Origin of the sequence: Pseudomonas koreensis (genome assembly GCF_024169245.1) — a bacterium.
Classification (GTDB): domain Bacteria; phylum Pseudomonadota; class Gammaproteobacteria; order Pseudomonadales; family Pseudomonadaceae; genus Aquipseudomonas; species Aquipseudomonas koreensis_F.
In genome coordinates, this window is record NZ_JALJWP010000001.1 from 5,034,674 (window position 1) to 5,057,404 (window position 22,731).

The 22,731-nt window shown below is 60.5% G+C and carries 16 protein-coding genes; 10 read left to right on the forward strand and 6 right to left on the reverse strand.

The window, feature by feature from the left end:
• The first annotated feature begins 363 nt into the window (after positions 1 to 363).
• Positions 364 to 2,202: a sigma-54-dependent Fis family transcriptional regulator gene (locus J2Y90_RS22275; protein ID WP_253503310.1), complete on the forward strand. Its 1,839-nt coding sequence runs from the start codon at positions 364 to 366 to the stop codon at positions 2,200 to 2,202.
• Between the two features lie 60 nt (positions 2,203 to 2,262).
• Here J2Y90_RS22275 and cysS read toward each other — a convergent pair whose 3' ends face one another.
• The gene (gene cysS, locus J2Y90_RS22280; protein ID WP_253503315.1) at positions 2,263 to 3,645 is read right to left on the reverse strand and encodes a cysteine--tRNA ligase; all 1,383 of its coding nucleotides are present in this window, start codon (positions 3,643 to 3,645) and stop codon (positions 2,263 to 2,265) included.
• An 18-nt stretch (positions 3,646 to 3,663) separates the two neighbouring features.
• On the reverse strand, positions 3,664 to 5,361 hold the full coding sequence (locus tag J2Y90_RS22285; protein WP_253503318.1) for a glutamine--tRNA ligase/YqeY domain fusion protein: 1,698 nt from the start codon (positions 5,359 to 5,361) through the stop codon (positions 3,664 to 3,666).
• A gap of 251 nt (positions 5,362 to 5,612) precedes the next feature.
• Between J2Y90_RS22285 and J2Y90_RS22290 the strand changes: the two genes are divergently transcribed.
• Together J2Y90_RS22290 and lpxH are read left to right on the forward strand one after the other, a co-directional pair.
• Positions 5,613 to 6,119, forward strand: a complete 507-nt coding sequence (locus J2Y90_RS22290; RefSeq protein WP_253503322.1) for a peptidylprolyl isomerase — start codon at positions 5,613 to 5,615, stop codon at positions 6,117 to 6,119.
• The gene (lpxH, locus tag J2Y90_RS22295; RefSeq protein ID WP_253503325.1) at positions 6,116 to 6,868 is read left to right on the forward strand and encodes a UDP-2,3-diacylglucosamine diphosphatase; all 753 of its coding nucleotides are present in this window, start codon (positions 6,116 to 6,118) and stop codon (positions 6,866 to 6,868) included. Before J2Y90_RS22290 ends, lpxH begins: the two co-directional genes overlap by 4 nt.
• Before the next feature lie 125 nt (positions 6,869 to 6,993).
• Here lpxH and J2Y90_RS22300 read toward each other — a convergent pair whose 3' ends face one another.
• The 4 genes from J2Y90_RS22300 to J2Y90_RS22315 all read right to left on the reverse strand — a co-directional run bounded on the left by J2Y90_RS22300 (position 6,994) and on the right by J2Y90_RS22315 (position 11,822).
• Positions 6,994 to 8,523: a DHA2 family efflux MFS transporter permease subunit gene (locus J2Y90_RS22300; protein ID WP_253503330.1), complete on the reverse strand. Its 1,530-nt coding sequence runs from the start codon at positions 8,521 to 8,523 to the stop codon at positions 6,994 to 6,996.
• A 139-nt stretch (positions 8,524 to 8,662) separates the two neighbouring features.
• Entirely contained in the window at positions 8,663 to 9,865 is a 1,203-nt protein-coding gene (locus tag J2Y90_RS22305) for an HlyD family secretion protein (protein WP_253503333.1), read from the reverse strand.
• Positions 9,866 to 9,880: 15 nt separating this feature from the next.
• Positions 9,881 to 11,350: an efflux transporter outer membrane subunit gene (locus J2Y90_RS22310; RefSeq protein WP_253503336.1), complete on the reverse strand. Its 1,470-nt coding sequence runs from the start codon at positions 11,348 to 11,350 to the stop codon at positions 9,881 to 9,883.
• Positions 11,340 to 11,822, reverse strand: a complete 483-nt coding sequence (locus J2Y90_RS22315) for a MarR family winged helix-turn-helix transcriptional regulator (RefSeq protein ID WP_042609199.1) — start codon at positions 11,820 to 11,822, stop codon at positions 11,340 to 11,342. Before J2Y90_RS22315 ends, J2Y90_RS22310 begins: the two co-directional genes overlap by 11 nt.
• 339 nt (positions 11,823 to 12,161) lie before the next feature.
• On the opposite strand from J2Y90_RS22315, the gene J2Y90_RS22320 reads away from it, so the two are divergent.
• The 7 genes from J2Y90_RS22320 (at position 12,162) to J2Y90_RS22350 (ending at position 22,682) form a co-directional block, all read left to right on the forward strand.
• Positions 12,162 to 13,166: a fimbrial protein gene (locus J2Y90_RS22320; protein WP_253503339.1), complete on the forward strand. Its 1,005-nt coding sequence runs from the start codon at positions 12,162 to 12,164 to the stop codon at positions 13,164 to 13,166.
• A 95-nt stretch (positions 13,167 to 13,261) separates the two neighbouring features.
• Positions 13,262 to 16,075 (forward strand): ATP-binding protein, encoded by a 2,814-nt coding sequence (locus J2Y90_RS22325; RefSeq protein WP_253503343.1) that lies wholly within the window; start codon positions 13,262 to 13,264, stop codon positions 16,073 to 16,075.
• Positions 16,062 to 17,249, forward strand: a complete 1,188-nt coding sequence (locus J2Y90_RS22330) for an EAL domain-containing response regulator (protein WP_253503347.1) — start codon at positions 16,062 to 16,064, stop codon at positions 17,247 to 17,249. The genes J2Y90_RS22325 and J2Y90_RS22330 overlap by 14 nt, the downstream gene beginning before the upstream one ends.
• An 87-nt stretch (positions 17,250 to 17,336) precedes the next feature.
• Positions 17,337 to 20,498 carry a hybrid sensor histidine kinase/response regulator gene (locus J2Y90_RS22335; protein WP_253503351.1) on the forward strand — a complete coding sequence of 1,054 codons (3,162 nt, stop codon included), beginning with the start codon at positions 17,337 to 17,339 and terminating at the stop codon, positions 20,496 to 20,498.
• A gap of 21 nt (positions 20,499 to 20,519) precedes the next feature.
• Positions 20,520 to 21,167 carry a response regulator gene (locus tag J2Y90_RS22340; RefSeq protein WP_253503355.1) on the forward strand — a complete coding sequence of 216 codons (648 nt, stop codon included), beginning with the start codon at positions 20,520 to 20,522 and terminating at the stop codon, positions 21,165 to 21,167.
• A gap of 106 nt (positions 21,168 to 21,273) precedes the next feature.
• Positions 21,274 to 21,861, forward strand: coding sequence for a fimbrial protein (locus J2Y90_RS22345; protein ID WP_253503359.1), 588 nt, complete (start codon positions 21,274 to 21,276; stop codon positions 21,859 to 21,861).
• A 74-nt stretch (positions 21,862 to 21,935) separates the two neighbouring features.
• Positions 21,936 to 22,682, forward strand: coding sequence for a fimbrial biogenesis chaperone (locus tag J2Y90_RS22350; RefSeq protein ID WP_253503363.1), 747 nt, complete (start codon positions 21,936 to 21,938; stop codon positions 22,680 to 22,682).
• Positions 22,683 to 22,731: the final 49 nt, after the last annotated feature.

Below are 22,731 nucleotides of genomic sequence, written 5' to 3' on the forward strand. Positions count from 1 at the left end.
TTTTTATTTTTGGAGTCAAGCGACCGGAGCAACAGAGCGACATTCGTGCCAGAAATGGCAAGTGGTTGATTTGCCGTGAAAATCGTTGATTACGCAGGGAAGTGGCGTTCACAGCTGAACACTTTTGAACAGTCGGGGTGATTGACAATGAACAATAGTGAACAACACTCTATGCACCCGATTCGATTAGCGACACAGGTCAATTGTAGGAGTGAGCCTGCTCGCGATAGCGGTGTGTCAGCCGATGAAAATATGTCGGAAAGACCGCTATCGCGAGCAGGCTCACTCCTACAGGGGATCTGCGTCGGATTCGAAACGGGTTCATAACAATAATAAAATCGCTGCACTCAGAGGCTTGCCCCCATGGCCGCACCTGCTTCGCCGCTGTCCCACGACGCGATCGTCCAGACCTCCTGGCAACGTTGCCGCGCGTTCGGCCTCGACCACCAGAGCACCCCGGCCTTCGATCAATTGCCCGCCGCCGGCATTGCGCGGTTGCTCGACAGTCATCATTCGCTGGTGCAGACCACGCATCAGGAAGTCCTGCCCTACTACGAAAACATCCTCAGCAACTCCAACTGCCTGATCATGCTCGCCGACAATCAGGGCCAGGTGCTGACGTCGTGGGGCACGCAGCGCTTTATCGAGCCGAATCTGGCCCGGGGCTTTCAGGCCGGCGCGAGCTGGATGGAGCGCAGCAGCGGCACCAATGCGATCGGCACCGCGCTGGCCTGTGAGCAGGCGGTGCACATCGAACACGACGAACACTTCCTCAAGGCCAACCGCTTCATGACCGGCTCCGCCGCGCCGATCTTCGACGCCGAGCGCAAGGTCATCGCCGTGCTCGATGTGTCCAGCGACAGCTACCTGCCGCCCTCGCACACCCTGGGCATGGTCAAGATGATGAGCCAGACCGTGGAAAACCGGCTGATCCTCAACCTGTTCCATGGACAGCATTTTCAACTGACCTTCAACACCGGCTTGAACAACCTCGACAGCCAATGGGCCGGGTTGCTGATTTTCGATGAGAGCGGCCAGGTGCTCTCGGCCAATCGCCGCGCCGACAATCTGCTCGGCGTGCGTCTGTCACGGGTCAGCGTCGAGAGCCTGTTCAAGGTGTCACTGCTGGAGCTGATCAATCAGCCCGAGGGCATGCCGTTTGCCTTGCAGACATCCGGGCGCAACCGTTTCCAGTGCTTGCTGAAACGGCCGAAACAGGCGCCGGTGCAAGCGCGGGTGTTTGTCGTCGAGGACAAGCCTGCGTCAGCCAGCACAATCAGCCTCAACACTCTGCATTTCGGTGACAGCCGCGTGGAAAAAGCCGTGCGCCAGGCCGAGCGTTTGCTTGAGAAAGACATTCCGTTGTTGATCCACGGTGAAACTGGCGTCGGCAAGGAAGTCTTCGTCAAAGCTCTGCATCAGGCCAGCTCACGCAGCAAACAGGCGTTCATCGCGGTGAACTGCGCTGCGATCCCCGCCGAACTGGTCGAGTCTGAGTTGTTTGGCTACGAGAAAGGCGCTTTCACCGGGGCCAACCAGAAAGGCAGCATCGGCCTGATCCGCAAGGCCGACAAAGGCACGCTGTTTCTCGACGAGATCGGCGATATGCCGCTGCCGACCCAGGCGCGCCTGTTGCGGGTGTTGCAGGAGCGCTGCGTGCAACCGGTGGGCAGCAGCGAGTTGTTCCCGGTTGATCTGCGAATTATCTCCGCCACCAACCGATCGTTGCGCGAGCAGGTGCAATTGGGCCGCTTTCGTGAGGATTTGTATTACCGGATTGGCGGGCTGACGCTGGAATTGCCGCCGTTACGCGAGCGCAGTGACAAGCAGGCGCTGTTCAAACGGCTGTGGCAGCAACATCGCGAGCCGACGCAATGGGCGGGGCTGAGCCCAGAAGTGTTGGAGTTGTTTGAAAAGCATCCGTGGCCGGGGAATCTGCGTCAGGTCAGCAGCGTGATGCAGGTGGCGCTGGCCATGGCCGAAGAACAACCAGTGCGGCTTGAGCATTTGCCGGATGATTTTTTTGTCGATCTGGAGATGGAGCCGGTGGAAACGGCGGCGCCGCTGGGGCTGGATTTGAATGATGCTGAGGCGTTGAACAGGGAGTTGAAGGCGGCTGGAGGGAATATCTCGCACCTGGCGCGGCGTTTGGGGGTTAGCCGCAATACGCTGTACAAACGGTTGCGGCAGATTGGCAATTAAAAGCCAGATCAAAAGATCGCTCCCACGCAGAGCGTGGGAACGAACAAGGCAGGCGCCTACTCAGTCAGCCAACCGCCACGTAGTCCCACCCTTGCCATCTTCCAGCACAACACCCATCGCCGTGAGCTGATCACGAATGCGGTCCGACTCGGCCCAATCCTTACCCGCCCGCGCTGCAAGACGCGCCGCGATCAGTGCATCGACTTCAGCCGCGTCGACACGCCCTTCAGCGCCCGCCTGCAGGAAATCATCGGCCTCCAACTGCAACACACCCAGCACGCTGGCCAGTTCCTTCAAGCGCGCCGCCAGCCCCGCCGCTGCATCGAGATCGCTCTCACGCAGACGGTTGATCTCACGCACCATCTCGAACAGCACGGCGCAGGCCTCGGGGGTGCCGAAGTCGTCGTTCATCACCGTGGTGAAGCGCTCGACGAACGCCTCGCCCCCGGCCGGCGCCACAGTCGGCAGGCCTTTCAACGCGTGGTAGAAACGCTCGAGTGCGCCCTTGGCGTCCTTGAGGTTGTCTTCCGAATAGTTGATCGCGCTGCGGTAGTGGCTTGACACCAGCAGGTAACGCACGACTTCCGGGTGGTACTTGTCGAGCACGTCGCGGATGGTGAAGAAGTTGTTCAACGACTTGGACATCTTCTCGCCATTGATGCGAATCATGCCGCAATGCATCCACGCGTTGGCGTAGGTCTTGCCGGTGGCCGCTTCGCTTTGGGCGATTTCGTTTTCGTGGTGCGGGAACTCCAGATCGCTGCCGCCGCCATGAATGTCGAAGGTCTCGCCGAGGCAGCAGGTCGACATCACCGAGCACTCGATGTGCCAGCCCGGACGTCCGGCGCCCCATGGCGATTCCCAGCTCGGCTCGCCCGGCTTGGCAGCTTTCCACAGGACGAAATCAAGCGGGTCTTCCTTCGACTCGTCGACTTCGATACGGGCGCCGATGCGCAGGTCTTCGATCTTCTTGCGCGACAGCTTGCCGTAGCCCATGAATTTGCCGACGCGGTAGTACACGTCGCCATTGCCCGGGGCGTAAGCGTAGCCCTTGTCGATCAGGGTCTGGATCATCGCGTGCATGCCGGCGATGTGATCGGTGGCGCGCGGTTCCATGTCCGGCTTCTGGATGTTCAGGCGCGCTTCGTCTTCGTGCATCGCGGCGATCATGCGCTCGGTCAGCGCTTCGAACGATTCACCGTTCTCGCGGGCGCGATTGATGATCTTGTCGTCGATGTCGGTGATGTTGCGCACGTAGGTCAGGTCATAACCGCTGAAGCGCAACCAGCGCGTCACCAGGTCGAACGCGACCATGCTGCGGCCGTGGCCGAGGTGGCAGTAGTCGTACACGGTCATCCCGCAGACGTACATGCGCACCTTGTTGCCATCCAGCGGCTTGAAGACTTCTTTGCTCTTGGTGAGCGTGTTGTAGATCGTTAGCACGTTAGTTCCTTGACTCACTCACTGGCCCCACGAATCACGCAGGGTCACGGTACGGTTGAATACCGGCTGACCGGGTTTCGAGTCCTTCAGATCCGCGACGAAGTAGCCTTCGCGCTCGAACTGGAAACGGTCTTCCGGCTGGGCATTGCCGAGCGATGGCTCGGCGCGACAACCGGTCAGCACTTGCAGCGAGTCAGGGTTGATATTGTCGAGGAAGCTGGCGCTGTCTTCGGCCTTCTCCGGGTTCGGCGAGCGGAACAGGCGATCGTACAGACGCACTTCGCACTCGACGCTGGCAGCGGCCGGCACCCAGTGGATCACGCCTTTGACCTTGCGCCCTTCCGGGTTCTTGCCGAGGGTGTCCGGGTCGTACGAGCAACGCAGTTCGACGATATTGCCGTCGGCGTCCTTGATCGCTTCGTCGGCACGAATCACGTAGCTGCCGCGCAGACGCACTTCACCGGCCGGTTCCAGACGCTTGTAGCCCTTCGGCGGCTCTTCCATGAAATCTTCACGGTCGATGTAGATTTCCCGGGCGAACGGCAGCGCGCGCACGCCCATGTCTTCTTTCGGGTGGCGTGGCAGTTCGAGCTTTTCGACCTGGCCTTCCGGGTAGTTGGTGATGACCACTTTCAACGGACGCAGCACGCACATCGCGCGCGGGGCGCTGTGGTCGAGGTCGTCGCGGATGCTGAATTCAAGCATGCCGAAGTCGACCACGCCGTCGGAACGGTTGGTGCCGATCATTTCGCAGAAGTTGCGGATCGATTTCGGCGTGTAGCCACGGCGGCGGAAGCCCGACAGGGTGGACATGCGCGGATCGTCCCAGCCGTTGACGTGCTTCTCGTCAACCAGTTGCTTGAGCTTGCGCTTGCTGGTGATCGTGTAGTTCAGGTTCAGGCGGCTGAACTCGTACTGGCGCGGGTTCGCCGGCACCGGCAGGTTCTCCAGGAACCACTCGTACAGCGGACGATGGCTTTCGAACTCGAGGGTGCAGATCGAGTGAGTGATGCCTTCGATGGCGTCCGACTGACCATGGGTGAAGTCGTAGTTCGGGTAGATGCACCACTTGTCACCAGTTTGATGGTGATGGGCATGGCGGATGCGATACATGATCGGGTCGCGCAGGTTCATGTTCGGCGAAGCCATGTCGATCTTCGCCCGCAGCACGCGGGCGCCGTCGGCGAACTCACCGGCCTTCATGCGCGCGAACAGGTCGAGATTCTCTTCCACGGTGCGGTCGCGGAACGGGCTGTTCTTGCCCGGCTCGGTCAGGCTGCCACGGTATTCCTTGGCCTGCTCCGGGGTCAGATCGTCGACGTAGGCCTTGCCGGCCTTGATCAGCTCGACGGCCCAGTCGTGCAACTGGTCGAAATACTGCGAGGCGTAGCGCACTTCACCGGACCATTCGAAGCCCAGCCATTTGACGTCGCTTTCGATCGCGTCGATGTATTCCTGATCTTCCTTGGCCGGGTTGGTGTCGTCGAAACGCAGGTGCGTGACGCCACCGAACTCCTGGGCCAGGCCGAAGTTGACGCAGATCGACTTGGCGTGGCCGATGTGCAGGTAGCCGTTGGGCTCCGGCGGGAAGCGAGTCACGATCTGGGTGTGCTTGCCCGAGTCCAGGTCTGCCTGGATGATCGGCCGCAGGAAGTTGACCGGCACGGCAGGGCCGGACTTGGCATTCGAGGTAGGGTCGACAGTGGGCTTGCTCATAGGATCCTTGACGTACAGGTGCGCGGCCGCAAAGAGGGGCCAGACAAAACAAAGCCGCTATCATAGCCGATGCTGTCAAGGGCCTGACAGAGCAGCTCTTATAAAGGCATGCATTTAATCGCCGGGATTTGAAAAACCGCCTCGAAATTCGCGCCTGTCACGCTAAACTGCGCACCTTGGCCGAAGCAGGCTGAACCGGTTTTCGGTCCAGGTGTCCGAAAACCACGAATTCCCTATAAAGAGTAATGACCATGACTCAAGTCAAACTGACCACCAACCATGGCGACATCGTCATCGAACTGAACGCTGAAAAGGCGCCGATCACCGTCGCCAACTTCATCGAATACGTCAACGCCGGTCACTACACCAACACCGTATTCCACCGCGTCATCGGCAACTTCATGATCCAGGGCGGCGGTTTCGAGCCTGGCATGAAAGAAAAGAAAGACAAGCGTCCAAGCATCCAGAACGAAGCGGACAATGGTCTTTCCAACGACAAGTACACCGTCGCCATGGCCCGCACCATGGAGCCGCATTCGGCTTCGGCGCAGTTCTTCATCAACGTCGCCGACAACACCTTCCTCAACCACAGCGGCAAGAACGTGCAGGGCTGGGGCTACGCGGTATTCGGTAAAGTCACCCAAGGCACCGACGTTGTCGACAAGATCAAAGGCGTGTCGACCACTTCCAAGGCCGGCCACCAAGACGTACCTGCAGACGACGTGATCATCGAGAAAGCCGAGATCATCGCAGCGTGATATTGCTGATTTCAGACTTGCATCTGGAAGAGGAGCGCCCGGACATTACCCGGGCGTTTCTGGATTTGATCGCCGGACGCGCCCGCTCGGCGAGTGCGTTGTACATCCTCGGCGACTTCTTCGAGGCGTGGATTGGCGACGACGCCATGACGCCCTTTCAGCGCTCCATCTGCCAGGCCCTGCGCGATTTGAGGGACAGCGGTACGGCGATCTTTCTCATGCACGGCAATCGCGATTTCATGCTCGGCAAGGCTTTCTGCAAACAGGCCGGCTGCACATTGCTGAAGGATCCGAGTGTCGTGCAGTTCTACGGCGAGCCGGTGCTGCTGATGCACGGCGACAGCCTGTGCACCCGCGACGTTGGCTACATGAAGCTGCGCCGCTATCTGCGCAACCCGATCACCCTGTTCATCCTCCGTCATCTGCCGCTGAGCAGCCGCCATAAACTGGCGCGCAAGCTGCGCAGCGAAAGCCGCGCACAGACGCGGATGAAGGCCAATGACATCGTTGATGTCACCCCGGAAGAGATTCCGCGGGTGATGCAGAAATTCGGCGTGAAAACCCTGATCCACGGCCACACCCACCGCCCGGCGATTCACAAGTTGCAGCTTGGTGAACAAGCGGCGAAGCGGATTGTGCTGGGGGACTGGGACCGTCAGGGTTGGGCGTTGCAGGTCGATGAAAGCGGGTACGCCCTGGCCCCGTTCGACTTCGCCCCGCCACCCGCCCTCCCCGCCCCAACGATTTAAAGCCAAATACAAAACCATTGTAGGAGTGAGCCTGCTCGCGATAGCGATATCACATTCAACATCTTTGTTGACTGATACACCGCTATCGCGAGCAGGCTCACTCCTACAGTTGATCGCGCTTCGGATCAATGCCCGCTGGCGGCAGGCCCTGCCTTGGCGGCAAACGGCGGTTTCGCCAGCCATACGATCAGAATCAACCCCATGAACCCCCAGCCCAGCAACGTGAAGTAATCCACGGTGGACAGCATGTACGCCTGGCTCGTGAGGATCTGATCCATCTGCGCATAGGCCGACTGACTCGCCCCGCCCAACTGATTCAAGGTTTCGCGGGTGGCCGGCTCGAAGGTGCTGATGCTCTCGCTCATGTACGCATGATGCTGATCGGCCCGGCGAATCCAGATCCAGGTGGTCAGCGACGCCGCAAAGCTACCGCCCAACGTCCGCAAAAACGTCGCCAGGCCAGCGCCATCGGCAATCTGGCTCGGCGGCAAGTCCGACATCAGAATGCTCAGGGTCGGCATGAAGAACAGCGCCACACCGATGCCCATGAACAACTGCACCAGCGCGATGTGCTGGAAGTCCACCTCGTTGGTGAACTCGGCACGCATGAAGCAGCTCAAGCCAATCGCCAGAAATGCCAGCCCGGCGAGCAGACGCAGGTCGAACTTGTTCGCGTACTTGCCGACAAACGGCGACAGCAGCACCGGCAGAATACCGATCGGTGCCACCGCCAGGCCCGCCCAGGTCGCGGTGTAGCCCATTTGCGTTTGCAACCACTGCGGCAGGATCAGGTTGATGCCGAAGAAACCGGCATAACCCAGCACCAGCACCAGCGTGCCGATGCGGAAGTTGCGATAGGCGAACAGGCGCAGGTTGACCACCGGGTGGCGGTCGGTCATTTCCCAGATCACGAACACCGCCAGGGCGACCACGGAAATCGCCGCGCCAACAATGATGAAATTCGACTCGAACCAGTCCAGGTCATTGCCCTTGTCGAGGATCACCTGCAACGCGCCGACACCAATGATCAACGTGATCAGGCCGACGTAATCCATTGGCTGGCGACTGGTGACCACCGGCCGTTTCGCCAGTTGCGAACGCACCACCATCACCGCAAAGATGCCGATCGGCACGTTGATGAAGAAGATCCACGGCCAGCTGTAACTGTCGGTGATCCAGCCGCCGAGAATCGGACCGGCAATCGGCGCGACCACCGTGACCATCGCCAGCAGCGCCAGAGCCATCCCGCGTTTCGCCGGCGGATACACCGCGATCAACAGGGTCTGCGTCATCGGATACAGCGGCCCGGCGACCAGACCTTGCAGCACGCGAAAACCGATCAGCTCGGGCATTGAGGTCGAGATACCGCAAAGAAACGACGCCAGTACAAACAGCATCGTCGCCCACAGAAACAGCTTCACCTCGCCGAAGCGGCGGCTGAGCCAACCGGTCAGCGGCAGTGCAATCGCGTTGCTCACTGCGAACGAGGTGATGACCCAAGTGCCCTGCTCCGAACTCACCCCGAGGTTGCCGGAAATCGTCGGCAGTGCCACGTTGGCGATGGTCGTGTCGAGCACTTGCATGAACGTCGCCAGCGACAGGCCGATGGTGCTGAGCAACAGGCTGGGCGGCGTGAAAGAAGCGTTATTGCTCATTGTGAATCCTATGGAACCTAATGGACACCACCCCCCTGTAGGAGTGAGCCTGCTCGCGATAGCGGCATAACAGTCGACATCATCGGTGACTGACACACCGCTATCGCGAGCAGGCTCACTCCTACAAGGTCCGTGCAGGTCAGCGCTGTGCGGTCTTGCCCGCTGCGGCGCTGTTGTCGTGGATCAGTTGCGCAATCATCGCGTCCGCCTCGGCCAGTTGGCGCTCGTAGACGTTGGTGCTGAACGAGGCCTTTTGCGGCGGTTGCTGGGCCAGCACCGGGCCGCTCTGGTCGTGCAGATTCACTTCGACGTTGGTCGACAGACCGACACGCAACGGGTGCTTTGCCCGTTCTTCAGCATTGATGTGAATCCGCACCGGCACGCGCTGGACGATCTTGATCCAGTTACCGGTGGCGTTCTGCGCCGGCAGCAAGGCAAATGCGCTGCCGGTACCAGCGCCGAGGCTGTCGACGGTGCCGCTGTATTTCACGTCGCTGCCATAAATATCGGCCTCGATATCCACCGGCTGGCCGATGCGCATGTCACGCAGTTGGGTTTCCTTGAAGTTGGCGTCGATCCACAGCTGATCCAGCGGAATCACCGCCATCAACGCGGTGCCCGGCTGCACGCGCTGACCGAGTTGCACGGTGCGCTTGGCGACGTAACCAGTGACCGGCGCGATCAAGATGCTGCGGGCATTGGTCAGGTAGGCCTGACGCAGATCGGCAGCTGCCGACATCACGTCCGGGTGCGACGAGACCACGGTGTCGTCGACCAGGGCACTGGTGGTTTTCAGTTGCTGTTTAGCGTTGGCCAAAGCGTTCTGCGCCGAGGTCAGGTCGTCGCGAGCGTGGGACAGCTCTTCCTGGGAAATCGCCCCGCCCTGAGCCAGATTTTTGCGGCGGTTGTAGTTGTCCTGGGCTTTCTGCACTTCGGCCTGCTGCGCGTTGACCTGCGCTTTCATGCCATCGACGTTGCTGTACAAACCGCGCGCCTGACGCACGGTGCGCGCCAGTTTGGCCTTGGCACTTTGCAGGCCGACTTCGGCATCGTTGGGGTCGAAGTTGACCAGCACCTGGCCTTCGTGGACCAGATCACCGTCGTCGGCGCCGATGCTGACCACGGTGCCGGTGACCAGCGGCGTGATCTCCACCACGTTGCCGTTGACGTAGGCATCGTCGGTGCTTTCGTTAAAGCGCCCGATGAATTCGTGATAGGTCCAGACGCCGGCGATGGCGAGCAGGACGACCACGGCGAGGGCCAGCAGCATCACCTTGCGTTTGCGCGGGTTGCCGGTGTCCGGGGTGTTGTCTTGAGCTTGGGTGTTTTCGGCAGTGGCCATGACAAATACCTTGAATTAGTAGTGCGACGAGGCTGGGCTGGCGTTGGCTGCGTTCAGGTTTTCACCCTGAAAGCCGCCGCCCAGCGCTTGCATCAGTTGAATCGACAGGTCGATCTGCTCGGCATTGAGGGTCGCCAGCTGACGCTGGGCCTGGAGCAATTGCTGCTCGATGCTGAGCACGTCCAGGTAGTTGCCAATGCCGGAACCGTAACGCTGGACGACGGTGTTGTAAGAATCCTGAGCAATGTCGGTGGCGTGTCGCTGCGCGCCGATCTGGCGGCCGATATCACGCAACTGGTTGATGGTGTCGCCGACATCGCCGAGGGCTTTCACCAGGCTTTTGTTGTACTGCGCCACCGCCAGATCGTAATCGGCGTCGCGGGCATCGAGGCTGGCACGCAGGCGTCCGCCATCGAAGATCGGTAATGACACGGTCGGCGCGATATTGAAGAAACGGCTGGCGGAACCGAACATCGCATCACCGAGCAACGACTCGGCGCCGGCCGAGGCCGACAGGTTCAAGTTGGGATAGAAACGGGTTTTCGCCGCATCGATGTCTTTGCTCGCCGCCTCGACACGCCAGCGCGCCGCGACCAGATCCGGGCGGCGACCGAGCAGTTCCGCTGGCAACACCGACGGCACCGCCACGGCACTGGCTTGCAGGACTGTCGGTCGGGCGATTTCGTTGCCGCGATCCGGGCCCTTCCCGAGCAATACCGCCAAGGCGATTTTCGCGCTGTTCAGGCGTTTTTCCGCGTCGATCAGGCTGGCCTGAGAACTGGCTTCCAGACTCTGGGTTTGCTGGAACTGGTACTGGCTGTCGATCCCCGAACTCAAGCGGCGCTGACTGAGGTCGAGCATTTGCCGGGTGCGCTTGAGGTCTTCGCTGGCGAGGTCGTAAACGATGTGCGCCTGACCGAGATCGCTGTACGCGCGGGCGACGTCAGCGGCGAGGGTCAGCTGCGCGGCCTGACGATCGACTTCAGCAGCGCGCGCCTCGCCGAGTGCGGCTTCCCAGGCATCGCGCTGGCCGCCCCATAAGTCGAAGTTGTAATTGAAGCCGGCGCTGACATTGCGCACCGTCGCGTAGGCGCCGCCCTGCCCCAACGGATCCTGATCCCGGGCCAGACGCGAACGGCTGAGGCCGGCGCTGGCGTCGAGGGTCGGATAACGTTCGGCATCGGCGGCATACGCGGCGGCGCTGGCCTGGTGCGCGCGGGCTTCAGCGATCTGCATGTCCGGGCTGTCGTGCAGGGCTTCGCGGATCAGCCCGTCAAGCTGCGGATCGCCGAGGCTGCTCCACCAGTCGCTTTTCGGCCATGCCGCCGGCGACAGGGTTACGCCTTGCAGAGACTTCGCTGTCTTCAACTGCGCCGCGTCGAGGCGCTGGCCTTCGGTGTCGAGGCCGCTGTAGTTGGCGCAACCGGCGAGGATCATCGCCGACAGCAACAGCGTCAGGCTGCTGCGCAAGGTCTTAGCGCTCATTGTGTTCACCCAAACGCTGGACGGTGATCGGGTCACCGGCGGCCAGAAGGATTTTCTTCAGGATGTATTCCAAAGTCTTCAGCTCGTCGCGGGAAATGGCGCCGGCCAGTTCATTCATCGCATCGGCACCGATGTGCGGCAGGCGATCGGCCAGTTGCTGGCCCTGCTCGGTCAGCTTCAGCTGCACCTGACGACGGTCACCTTCGCTGCGCTGACGAAGCAGAAAAGCCTTCTGTTCGAGGCGATCGAGCATGCGCGTCATCGAACCGCTATCGAGCGACAAGTGCCGGCACAGCTCGGCCGGTGTGTCGACGCCGAACTGGGCCATGATGATCAACACCTTGAACTGCGCGGCGGTGATGCCGTGGGGTTCCATGTGGGTGTCGATGATCCGGTCCTTGAGCAACGCGGCACGGCCGAGCAAGAGGCCGAGGTGGCAATGTTTGAATTCTTCCGGGGTGAAATGCTTCATGGGTCGACCTGATAACTGCCTAGGCAGTGAATGTATGTCGAGATGTTACTGCTTAGGCAGCGAATGTCAACGCAATAGTTAGGGGGCTTGGTAATTAGCTGCGTTTTAGCGATGCAGAGGCGCTGTAATGCATTCCCTGTAGGAGTGAGCCTGCTCGCGATGAGGCCATCAGCTGCACCATTGATGGTGGATGAAAGGACGCCATCGCGAGCAGGCTCACTCCTACAGGGGGGGAATGCATTGCAAGTGGGGAGCGTCTTCTAGGAATCGCCTGATATTCAGGTTTGAGTGTCGTGGCTAACGTACGCCACTCATTGGCCGATACGTAAAGCCCACCTCATGAAGCGTTTCCAACTACAGCGCCCTGTCCCGCTGACGAAATTGATTCACACGCTGTGCCTGACTTTACTCTTCGCGTCCGGCTACGCGGGCGCAGCTAATTGCTCGCTCTACCCGGGTCATCATCAAACAACTATTACCATGCAAGTACCGGCTACACTTTCGGTCCCTCGCGATACGCCTAATGGCACCGTAATATATGAAAGTCCTCCACTCACAATGGGCCCTACGCCCAGCTCGTATAAATGCACTACCGAGTTTTCATATGGTGTTCAGAACAACGTCGGCGTATCCAAATCGGGCGACCTCGTTTACGCCATCGGAAATACCGGGCTCGCATGGCAGTGGTCCTTCAAGGACAACATCACCATACCCATTTATCCGGCAATTCGGCGAGAAGCGGGCGGATATGGATGGGACACCACAAGGCACGTGCTAAGACTAATCAAGATAGCGGACGTAATCGATGCGCAGAAAATCCCCGCAGGAACACTGGGGGTTTTCCATGCAGACGGTGTCTCACCACTGGCAATGGCCACCAACGGCACAACTATCGTCCCTCAATCATGCGAAACACCTGACATCAAAGTGGACATGGGCTCACATGACATAAGTGCTTTTTCCTATAACGGCGCCTATTCGAAATCCGTCAATTTTGACATCAGCCTTAACAACTGCCCGACAGGCATAAACAAAGTAACTTATACCCTACTGCCTACCTCAACTTCCCCCGCGCAGAACGCCACGGCAGGCATCGTAAAACTGAGTGCAGATTCGACTGCTCAAGGTATGGCTTTGCAAGTACTCAACAGTGATGGAAACCCCCTGGTTTTGAATCAAAGTCATGTGTTCACGGACTATCCCTCTGTGGGGGGCAACTTGAAGATCCCCCTGAGCGCTCGATACTTTCGCATCGCTGAAACCGCTGGCAATGGTGGGTTTGACAAGGGCATGCGCGCCGGAACAGCCAACGCAACGATTGCGTTTGTCATGAGTTACCTGTGAATCCAAATGAGGCGTTGCGATAGCCGATTGTTCGCGCAACCCTCTTTAGGAATCGTCTGATTCTCGCCACACCCGGCCGCCCCTACTGTGCCGGCATGCGATTGAAGAATTACCTCCATCAGATCAGCCCTGTGCTGTCCACGCCTCACGCTGCGCGACGCTTGTTGCGCATTTTTGCGTGGGTGCTGCTGCTGGGCATTCTCGGCGGCGTGTACAGCTTTCTGCTGTTCACCTTCAACAACGAAATCTCTCAGCGGCGCAGCTACATGAGCAGCGCCATTGCCGAGGCGCACACTTTTTTCACCACCCGCGAGGCGCTGCTGGAAAGCCTGAGTTTGTCGGCGACCCGGCAGACTGCGTTAAGCGCGCCGTTGTCCGAAGAGGAAATTCGCCTGTTGCTGGGACAAGCGCCGGGCAAGCAATGGAGCATCTGGCTGACCCAGCGCATGCGCGACTATCTGCAAGCGCGCAAACTGAATCTGCTCTACGTCAGCAGCGGCGCCGAGGCGCAGGTATGGCGTCTGTATAACACGACACCCATGGCCGGTGATTTTCCGCAGGCCATGCTCGAGCGCTTGGAAACCCTCAAACGCGACAACACCAGCGCCCTCAAAGAAATCTGGCTGACGCACAATTCGCAGGGGCACTCGCAGCTGTACATCTTCATTCGTCTGGATGAGCGCGACCTTGATTCCGGCTGGCTGGGTCTGGAGATGGACGACCGTGAGATCTCCAATGCGCTGAGCGACCACAGCGCTGGCGAGTTCACCATGTTCAACTCGCAAGGCATGCCGCTGTTCAGCAACAGCCGCAAGCCGCCGCCCGGGCAGGATCTGCCGCTGTTGCGCCAGCAGGACTTCTTCGGCTTCGTCGGTGACGGCTGGCTACCCGAGCAACTGGTGTTGCGCAAACAGCTGAAATCCTCGGACTGGCAACTGACCTACTCCATCGACTTGCTCGCCGTGGTGCGGGCGTTGTGGCCGCAGATTCTCGGCGCGCTGGCGTTCTGTCTGGCCAGTATCAGCCTGGTTTGGCTGTTGATCCGGCGTTTGGAACATCGCTTCATCACGCCGACCCTGCAGCGCATTCAGGCCTTGGTCGAAAGCGAGCTGTTCAGCCGCGACGTGATCCAGACCGCGCCGGTGGCGCTCTGCGTATTGCGGCGCAGCGATGCGCAGGTGGTGCTGGAAAACACCCTCGCCCGGCAATGGCTGGGCGAATGCAGCCAGCAACTCGGGCCTGGCTGGATCCGCGCTGCGTTTGCGGATGAATCGCCGTGCCTCACCGATTATTTCGAAACCGCCGACGGTCGCCACCTGTACCTGAGCTGCGCGCCGACCCGTTACAAGGGCGAGGACGTGTTGCTTTGCGCCTTCAGCGACATCAGCGCACGCCGGCAGATCGAAGCGGCGCTGGAGCAGGCACGCCAGTCCGCCGATGCCGCCAACGAAGCGAAGACCCTGTTTCTGGCGACCATGAGCCACGAGATCCGCACGCCGCTGTATGGCGTACTCGGCACACTGGAGCTGCTCGCCCGGACCCGACTCGACGCTCAGCAGAAAGGTTACTTGCGAGCGATCGAAGGCTCGTCCGCAACCCTGCTGCAACTGATCTGCGATGTGCTCGATGTATCGAAAATCGAAGCCGGGCAACTGGCGCTGGAATTGAGTGACTTTTGCGTCGTGACGCTGGCGCAGGAAGTGGTGCAGGGATACGCGGCGGCGGCGCAGGGCAAGGGCTTGCAGCTGTATGCCTGCTTCGACCCGCAACTGCCCGACAGCCTGGTCGGTGATGTCAGCCGCGTGCGCCAGGTTCTGAATAATCTGTTGAACAACGCGGTGAAATTCACCGATTCGGGACGCGTGGTGTTGCGGATCAAGGTGCAGGCCCGTGAGGGTGAGCGCGTCTGCGTGCAATGGCAGGTCTCGGACACCGGTCGCGGGATTGCCCACGCGGATCAGGCGTTTATTTTCGAACCGTTTTATCAGACCCAGGGCAACAGCCATGTGGTCGCTGGTACCGGGCTGGGTCTGCCGATCTGCCTGCGCCTGACCCATTTGATGGACGGCACGCTGCGCATGGTCAGCGAGCCGGGGCTGGGCAGCAGTTTTTCCCTGACTTTGCCGCTGGAGCAGCGCTCGGGCGATGCGCTGCCTGAAGTGAAGGCGAAACTCGCGGCCGAGACCGTTTACGTGGTGTCACCAGTGCGCGAATTGGCCGAGAGCCTGGCGGGCTGGCTGCGTCGTTGGGGCGCTCTGCCGCACCTTGGTGCGCCAGCCAGCCACGAGTCTGCCGACCGTGGCGTGTTGCTGGAGTTGTACCCGGAGCCGCTGGCGCAGCGCAGCGACCTGCACTGGTCTGGTCCGCGAGTGCTGGCCAGCGGCGATGCAGCCTGTGAGCCGCAGAGCACCGGCGACGGCTGGACGGCGAACCTGAACGATCTGGCCGCGATCCGCCAGGCCGTGCGTCAGGCGCAGGGCGGCCCCGTCATTGAGCATCAGCGGCCCTCGCCAACCGCCGCGCTGGCGCCCTTGCACCTGCACATCCTCGTCGCCGAAGACAATGCGATCAATCAGTTGATCCTGCGCGACCAGTTGCAAGAGCTGGGCTGCACGGTGGCGCTGGCCAGCGATGGCGAAGAAGCCTTGTCGCTCTGGCAGGACGAAAGCTTCGATGTGGTCCTGACGGACGTCAACATGCCGCGCCTCAACGGCTATGAACTGGCCAAGGCCCTGCGACATCTGGGCTGCACCACGCCGATCATCGGCGCCACCGCCAACGCCCTGCGCGGCGAAGAGGCGTTGTGCCTGGCCGCCGGGATGAATCACTGCCTGATCAAACCTTTCACGCTGCGAGCCTTGTCGACTGTCCTGGCTCCCTACCAACGAGTCACCGATGAAGTCATCTAGTCTGCTGATTGTCGAAGATCATCCGTTTCAGCATCTGTACTTGCAGAACCTGTTCAACGCGCTGGGCGTGTTCGATCTGGAGTTTGCCCGGGACGGCGAAGAAGCCTTGCGGCGCCTGCAGAATCGCGAATTCGATCTGGTGCTCACCGATCTGCTGATGCCGGGCATGGATGGCGTGCAGTTCATCCAGGGCCTTGCGGCGCAGAAGTCGCGTCCGGCTCTGGCGATCATGAGTGCTGCCTCCCGGCGCATGTTGATGGGCGCGAGTCTGGTGGCGAGCAACCTGCAAGTGAAGGTCATCGGGCTGATTTCCAAACCGGTCAACAGCGCGGCATTGCGCTGCCTGATCGAGCAGTTGCAGGCACTACGTCAGGACGTTGCGGTTACTGCGCATGCCGGTATCGATCGGCAGAGTCTTTTGCGTGCGCTGGATAACGCTGAGCTGCAAGCCTGGTTTCAACCCAAGAAGGCGCTGGACAATGGCCGCATCGTTGCCGCCGAAGCACTGGTGCGCTGGATGCATCCCGAACATGGCACCTTGTTGCCGGGAGCGTTCCTGCCAGCGCTGATCGCCCACGACCTTGAAGAACATCTGCTCTGGCGCATGCTCGAACAGGCGATTGCCGCCCAATCGGTATGGCGCCAACAAGGCTATGACATTCCGGTGTCGATCAACCTGCCGACGCACCTGCTCAACAGCCACGACCTGCCTGATCGCATACTCGCGTTTGTCCTGCAACACGACGGGCTGCCGGCGCGGATCTGCTTCGAGCTGATGGAGTGCTCGGTGCCTGATGACATCAGTAATTTCTATGCCGGGGCCTGCCGCTTGCGCATCAAGGGTTTCGGCTTGTCCCAGGATGATTTCGGCAAGGGCTACAGTTCCTACATGAATCTGGTGTCGGCGCCCTTCACCGAACTGAAAATCGACCGCGCGCTGGTGAAAGGTTGCAACAGCAACGCGGAACTGGCACAGGCCCTGACCAGTATCGTCACCCTCGGTCGGCAACTGGGCCTGACGGTGGTGGCCGAAGGTGTGGAAACTGCGCAAGAACTTGCTCTGTTGCGTAAGATCGACTGCACTCAGGTCCAGGGTTTCCTGATCTCCCACGCGGTGTCTTCGGAGCAGTTCCAGCAGTTGCTCAGCCACGACGGCCCGGCGAATGTCTGGTGAGCCGCAGCATGCGCTGGACGACCGTCACTTGCCATCGAGGTGATCTGTGTTCACTGGCCTAACCACTTTCACTGACCGGGCGCTTTGATGCCGCATCCCAATGCCTTTCTGGAGAAACTCGCCAGCAGTTCGCTGCGCCTGAACAAGGGCCTGCTGATACTCGCGGCGCTGGTTTTGCTGTTGCTGGGCATCAGCTATCTGGGTGTGCAGCGCATGGTCGAAGAGCAGCGCGATACCCTGCAGTTTCACTTCGCCCGGCTGATGGAAAACATCCGCGAGCAGGAAGCCTTTCTCGGCGCTGTTTCACGGGCCAGCGACAAAGGTGAGTACTTCCCCGAGACCGTGGCGCCGGCCGTTGTGCAAAGGCTTTTGCCTGAGGAAGGTCCGAATATTTATGAAGGTCGGGGCCTGCCCTTTTCGTTGCCGTTCAGCGTCAAGATCGATCCCGAGCGCATCGCCCCCAGCCAGTACCCCAAAGTGTTTGCCCTCGGCAGCTATCTCGCGGCTTATTACAGCGCTTTCTGGGCAGCGTCGCATTACCAGTCGCCGCAGGTGATCCTGCTCAACGGGCCGGACAATTTCGACATCGCCGTGCCTGCCGCCGGTCGTTTGCGCGGAGCGGGGCCGACGCCGATCAGCACCTTCGTCGAGATCATGACCCGGAAAAACCTGCAACGGCGCGCGCAGACTTCGGCGCAAGTGCACTGGGTGCCCTACCCGTTCGCGGAGGACAACAACGTTACCCCCAGCCTGCTCGCTTACGTGCGGATCAACCTGCACAAACCGACGCTGGCCATCGAAGGCTCGAACTCCTGGGTGGTGCTCGGTTCGCTGTTGAAGCTGTCGCAGGTCAACAACATCGAGCGCCTGATGGAGTGGTCGATCTACGATGACTTCACGCTGATCACGCCCAGCGGCACGGTGCTGATCGGCGAGCCCAAGCCCGATCAGGTTCTCGATGAAGGCGCGAACCTGACCCGCGACGGTCTGGTGTTCAAGCTGAGCAGCCCCGGCGAACAGCACTGGACGGCGATCTATGTGATCAGCGTGCAGAGCTTTCTCGATTACGCGCTGTGGCCGTTGCTGTGCCTGCTGGGCCTGGTCCTGGCCCTGCTCGGTTGTGGCCGCGCGCTCAATCGCTGGTACACCGAGCGCGTCATCCTGCCCGCACAAAGTGCTCACGCGAGCATCGCCGAAAGCGAGGCGTTCAGCCGCGCGGTCATTGATACCGCACCCACCGGCCTGTGCGTGATCAGCCGCCGCGATCACCGGGTCTTGCTGGAAAATCAGCGCGCCCAGCAATGGCACGACACCGAGCAATTGATCAGCCTGCTCGACCGACAAGGCGTGAGCGGGCATGGCCACGCTGAGCTTGAGATCGACGGCCGGCATTTGCACGTGGCCTTCGTTTCGACGCGCTATCAGGGCCAGGACGCGTGGCTGTGTGCGCTGCACGATGTCACCCGCCATGTCGAAGATGCGGCAGAACTCGAAGTCGCCCGTCAGGCCGCCGATTCGGCCAATCAGGCCAAGAGCCGCTTTCTGGCAACCATGAGCCATGAAATCCGCACGCCGCTGTATGGCGTGCTCGGCACCCTGGAGCTGCTCGGCCTGACCGATCTCGCGCCGCGTCAGCAGGCCTATCTGGAGACCATTCAGCGCTCGTCCGCCAGCCTGTTCAAGCTGATCAGTGACGTGCTGGATGTGTCGAAGATCGAGGCCGGGCAGATGAATCTCGAGCTGCAACCGTTCTGCCCGCTGGAACTGACCGAAGATGTGCTGCGCAGCTACGGCGCGTTTGCCCGTGGCAAAGGTCTGCAACTGTATGCCTGCATCGATGCGACGCTGCCGGATCAGTTGCTCGGTGATGCGCAGCGCATTCGCCAGATCCTCAACAACCTGCTGAGCAACGCGATCAAGTTCACCGATAACGGTCGCGTGGTGGTGCGCGTTCAGGTGCTGCAGAACGCTGACGGCCGCGCCGAGGTGCTGTGGCAGGTCAGCGATTCCGGCGTGGGTATTTCCCAGGCACAGCAAGAGCAATTGTTCGACCCTTTTTATCAAGTCAACGAAGCCGACAGTCACGCCGGTGCGGGTCTCGGTCTGGCGATTTGCAAGTGGCTGTGCGAGTTGATGCATGGTGAGTTGAACGTGGTCAGCGAACCGGGGCTTGGCAGCCGCTTCAACTTGCAACTGAGCCTCGATTGCGCGCCGGGCAGCCTCGCCGATTGCCCATCATTCGAGGCCGGCAGCGCCGCCGTGTACGTACGCGCACCGGTGGCCGAACTGGCGCAGCATCTGCTCGGCTGGCTGAGCCGCTTTGGCCTCGATTGTCGTCTGGTAACCAACGAGCTGCCACCCTCCACCGCACTGCTGGTGGATCTTGCGCCACTGGCCAACGCCACGGTTTTCGATGGCGCACGAATCGCTGCAATACCGGGCGGCCCCAACCCGGCGCAGGTCAGCGGCAAAGGCTGGCAGGTCGATGCCGACGATGTGCGCGCGATTGGCTGGGCGATTGCGCTGGCCCGACACGACACTCATCAGCGCCGCGCGCCTTCGCCGCACGAAAAGACCGGCGCGCTGAATCTGCGCGTGCTGGTGGCCGAGGACAATGCGATCAACGCGGCGATCATCCAGGAACAACTGGAGGCGCTGGGCTGCTCGGTGATCGTTGCCGCCAATGGCGAGCAGGCCCTGGCGCAATGGGCACCGGGGCGCTTCGATCTGCTGCTGACCGACGTCAACATGCCGGTCATGAATGGCTACCAACTGGCCGCCGCACTGCGCGAGCAGGACGCGACGCTGCCGATCATCGGCGTCACCGCCAATGCCCTGCGCGAAGAAGGCGAACGCTGCGCCGCCGTCGGCATGAATGCCTGGATGGTCAAGCCATTGAATCTGGCAACGCTACGCGCGCAGTTGCAAAGCCACTGCCAGATTGCGTTCGCGCAGGTCGCTGACACCCCGCCGACACTGTCGCCGAAGATGCGTGAGCTGTTTGTCTCGACACTGCGCAAGGACGTTCAAACCACCCTCTGCGCGCTGGATGCGGCCGACGCCAACAGCGTCGCGCAGCAGTTGCACAGCATGGCCGGGGCACTCGGCGCAGTGCAGGTCGAGGCGCTGGCCCAGGCGTTCGTCGAGCTGGAATGCCGCCTGACCGGCATGAGCATTACCCCGCCGCTGGCCCTTGAAGTACGCCAGCAATTGGCGCGTCTTACTGACCTGCTCGACGCCCTTGAATAATTTCACTCTGGATAAAGCACCATGGAAACCTTCAACGTTGTCATCGCCGATGATCATCCCATCGTCCTGCTGGGGGTGCGCGAGCTGGTCGAGCGGGACCGGCGCTTCAACGTGGTCGGCGAAGCGGTGTGCTCCGATGGTTTGATCGAATTGCTCAAGGCCCGGCCGGTAGACCTGTTGATTACGGATTTCAATATGCCCGGCGACTCGCCCTACGGTGACGGTCTGAAACTGGTGGAGTACGTCACCCGGCACTTTCCCGCAGTGCGGGTACTGGTGCTGACCATGATTTCCAACCCGCTGATCCTGACCCGCCTGCAAGAGCTCGGCGTACTCGCGGTCATTCAGAAAAGCCAATTGCACGTTGAAATAGAAGTGGCGCTCAAAGCCATCGCCAAAGGCAAGCGGATACGCGGCCATCAACCGGCGCCGACCTCTGTGCTGGACGACGGCGCCGATCTCGATGAACGCTTTACCCGCCTATCGCCCAAGGAACATGAAATTCTGCGCTTGTTCGTTCAGGGGCAAGGCGTCAATGAAATTGCCCGGGGTTTGAACAGAAGTGCGAAAACAATCAGTACGCAGAAGATTTCGGCCATGCGCAAACTGGAAGTAAGCAGTGATCAGGAGTTGCTGGCTTATTGCATCGAACGCAACTTGTTCAATTAACTCACCGTTATCGCTGGCAACTTCCCGGCTTCTAGGGATCGTCTGATGTTGCAATGTCGGTACGGGTTTTATCGTGTTGTCTTTACCCCACCAATGGAAAAGCAACATGAAAAAGCTGTCTCGCACGCTTCTCGCCCTGTCGATCTTCGCTGCCGGTAATGTTCTCGCGGCCGACCCGGTCGTGCCTACCAAGGCTGGCAGCGGCACCATCAACTTCACTGGCAACATCAACAACGATGCCTGCTCGATCGAAGGCGCCGGCAAGGAAAAAACCATTTCGGTGAACATGGGCGAAGTGTCGATCAAGGACATGGGCACCGCTACCGCGCCAAAAGGCAACGGCACCCTGAGCGTTGAGAACTTCGACATGAAGATCAACTGTAACGCCGGTACCAAAGTGGCGATGATCTTCGAACCGACCAAACAGGGTGGTTCGGGCATCGCGACAGGCACCAAAGTGCTGAACCTGATCCAGGGCCTCGGCGCTGCGAAAGGCATCGGCATCGCGTTGCTGGACGCCAACGGCGAGGTGATCGATTTGACTTCACCGACCACCGCACGCATCGAAAACACCCTGCAGGACAGCAACACCACGCTGAAATTCTCGGCCGCCTACGTGACCACCGTCGATCCAAAACTGGCCGTGGCCGGCCGCGGCGACGCGACCCTGCCGTTCACCCTGCAATACGAATAAACCGCGCGCTTCATCGAGCACTGTGCGGGGCTGAACAGCCCTGCACTTTCCTTCACTCTGTGCGGTAACTCTTCATGTTTTTACGTTCTTCCCTGTCTCTTTGCGTCGGCCTTCTCGGCCTGTTCGTCGTCAATCAGGCCATGGCCGGCATTTCCCTGAGCAGCACCCGGCTGATTTTCGATGGCAAGCACAAAGAAGCCGGCATCACCGTGCGCAACAGCGGTGCCGACGTGTTGGTTCAGTCCTGGGTCGACACCGACAACGACGAGGCCTCTGTGCCCTTCGCCGTCACTCCGCCGCTGGTGCGCGTCAGCGACAGCGAGCAGCAGATTCTGCGGGTCATCTACGAAGGCACTGGCATGCCCAGCGACCGCGAATCGGTGGTCTGGCTGAACGTGCAGGAGATCCCGCAGTCGGCGAAAACCGCGAACACCCTGCAACTGGCGGTGCGTCAACGCATCAAGGTGTTCTTCCGCCCTGCCGGGCTGAACAACAACGCCTATCAGGCACCGGCCGAGCTGACCTGGCGCCTGACCGAGCGCGCCGGCAAGAACCTGCTGCTGGTGAATAATCCCGGCCTCTATCACGTGTCGATTGCCGACATCACCGTGCAGTCCGGCGCCAACAGCGAACATCCATTTGATTCAATGATGATCGCGCCCGGTGAACAGAAAGAGTTCTCCCTCAAACAACTTCATGCGGCCAGTTCAATGCGCCTGTCATTCAGCAGCATCAACGACTATGGCGCCCGCGATCGTTATGTCGCGCAACTTTCCAGCAGCGCCGAAGTCAGCGCCAGCCCGGATAAAGAATCGCCGTAACTCGCGTGCCGCTTTAACAGCCGCACTTTCACTGTATTTCTCTTCGCTC